This window comes from Psychrobacter sp. AOP31-B2-9 (assembly GCF_052378005.1).
Classification (GTDB): Bacteria; Pseudomonadota; Gammaproteobacteria; order Pseudomonadales; family Moraxellaceae; genus Psychrobacter.
This window is the reverse complement of the sequence record NZ_JBQSXG010000257.1, coordinates 1-1,557: the sequence shown is the minus strand read 5'-3', so window position 1 is coordinate 1,557 and position 1,557 is coordinate 1. Positions and strand designations below refer to the sequence as shown.

Sequence of the window (1,557 nt, the reverse complement as noted above, 5' to 3'; positions counted from 1 at the left end):
GGAATTAAGTATATGGTAGTAGATATCACTAACCCCGAATTAGTAGACAAAGATGAATTTCTACATAATGTACTACAAGCCATAGAGAATTTCTATTGCAATTTATACTACGCTATTGCTGATAGAAGTGTATTGATATTGATATTCAATCTAAGCGATAGTAAGTATGCTGATGAGATTGAGATATACATAAACCTACACGCTCCAACTGCTAGTTCCCAAGCGGTCAAACGTACTGATATCAAAGACCTTGACTGCATGACCTACGCATACCATGACGCTGATGGATGGGAGCGTGGGAGCGCAATTAAAGTTAAAGAACTAAGTATGGACGATATTTTTAACCTAATGGAAAAAGTATATGCTAGACGACTAAAGGATGGTGAGGTCTGCCATGCCGAAGTAGCTTAACTAGCTTTATCTAAATAAAAAGATAGAGTACAGCCCAACAGCCTTAATGGTTAGACAGGTACAGCAGGACGACTAGACAAATCAGCAGTCTTGCTTGTGCATAGCGTGTTACGAATAAAATCTAGCAGTACGGACTCTTTACTCTCTGATGACCCTTTAGCAAAATTAACAAAGTTATGATACACAAGGTAGTTGTTCAAATACTTAGTAGCCACACCCTTAAAGCGGTGCGTTATCAGGTCTTTAAGCCTACTGTGGTAGTTATTGACCATTTGGATATTGAATAAGCCATTACTGCGTTTCTTAGTAGCAATACGGATGTGATTTAGCTCCATATCCAGTGATAGTTTTTGATAAGGACGCAGCGAGTCAGTAACAAATACTGAGTTTTTTGAGATATTGCCATCTAATACTTTCTGCAAGTCTTTTAATGATGGTTTGCCTAGGTTTGATATCTTAGCAACGGATAGACCATCTAAGTTGACGGCACAAGGAACGCAAACCTTTTCTGTTGATAAGCCACGCTTACTCGCCTTAGTTCCTCGCTTATAGGCTATACGTGGCAATTTAAAAGACTTGTGATTACCCTTATATGATATTGCGGTAAATGTTTCGTCAGCTTGCACGACACCATCAAGCTCAACGTCAGTCATCATATTTTGTAGCGCATCAAGTATCTTGTGTCGCCATGCAAAGGCGGTAGCCAAATTGATATCACATATTTTGGCGCATTTGCGTAAGGGGTACTTCTCAATCATACAGTGGATATACTTTTCCCAAACCTCAATGCCTTTTTGCGAGTTGTATAATATAGTGCCTGTTTGCTCAACAAATGATTTTTTGCAGTCACGGCACAAGTAGCGTTGGTTGTTGCATTTAGTGCCATTTTTGACGAAATGGGTAGAGTCGCAATGAGGGCATTTTGATACCTCTTTAGCTGCAATAACTTTTTCAAGAGAATTTTGACCTGAAATATCACCAAGAAAGAGCTGTTTTTCTTTCTCAGAAAGGTTGTTGAATAACTGTTTGAGAATGTCGATGTTTTTTGTGGCGGTTGACATGGTTAAACCCTTATAAATCAAAGCCTGTAGAGTCATTATATCATTTATCAATAAGTTATATCAACACACTATTAAAACAGAGCCT

Annotated in this window: 2 protein-coding genes; one reads left to right on the top strand and one right to left on the bottom strand. The window is 38.5% G+C overall.

What is annotated here, in order from left to right:
• On the top strand, positions 1–411 hold a 411-nt coding region (locus tag ACT3SX_RS14970; RefSeq protein ID WP_225735429.1), incomplete at its 5' end, for a hypothetical protein.
• Positions 412–461: 50 nt separating this feature from the next.
• On the opposite strand, the gene ACT3SX_RS14965 is transcribed toward ACT3SX_RS14970, so the two are convergent.
• The gene (locus ACT3SX_RS14965) at positions 462–1,472 is read right to left on the bottom strand and encodes an IS1595 family transposase (RefSeq protein ID WP_192520968.1); all 1,011 of its coding nucleotides are present in this window, start codon (positions 1,470–1,472) and stop codon (positions 462–464) included.
• Between the last annotated feature and the right edge of the window lie 85 nt (positions 1,473–1,557).

Bases quoted from the DNA above. Each gene is read 5' to 3' on its own strand.
- ACT3SX_RS14965 (WP_192520968.1), bottom strand. From the start codon at position 1,472: ATGTCAACCGCCACAAAAAACATCGACATTCTCAAACAGTTATTCAAC.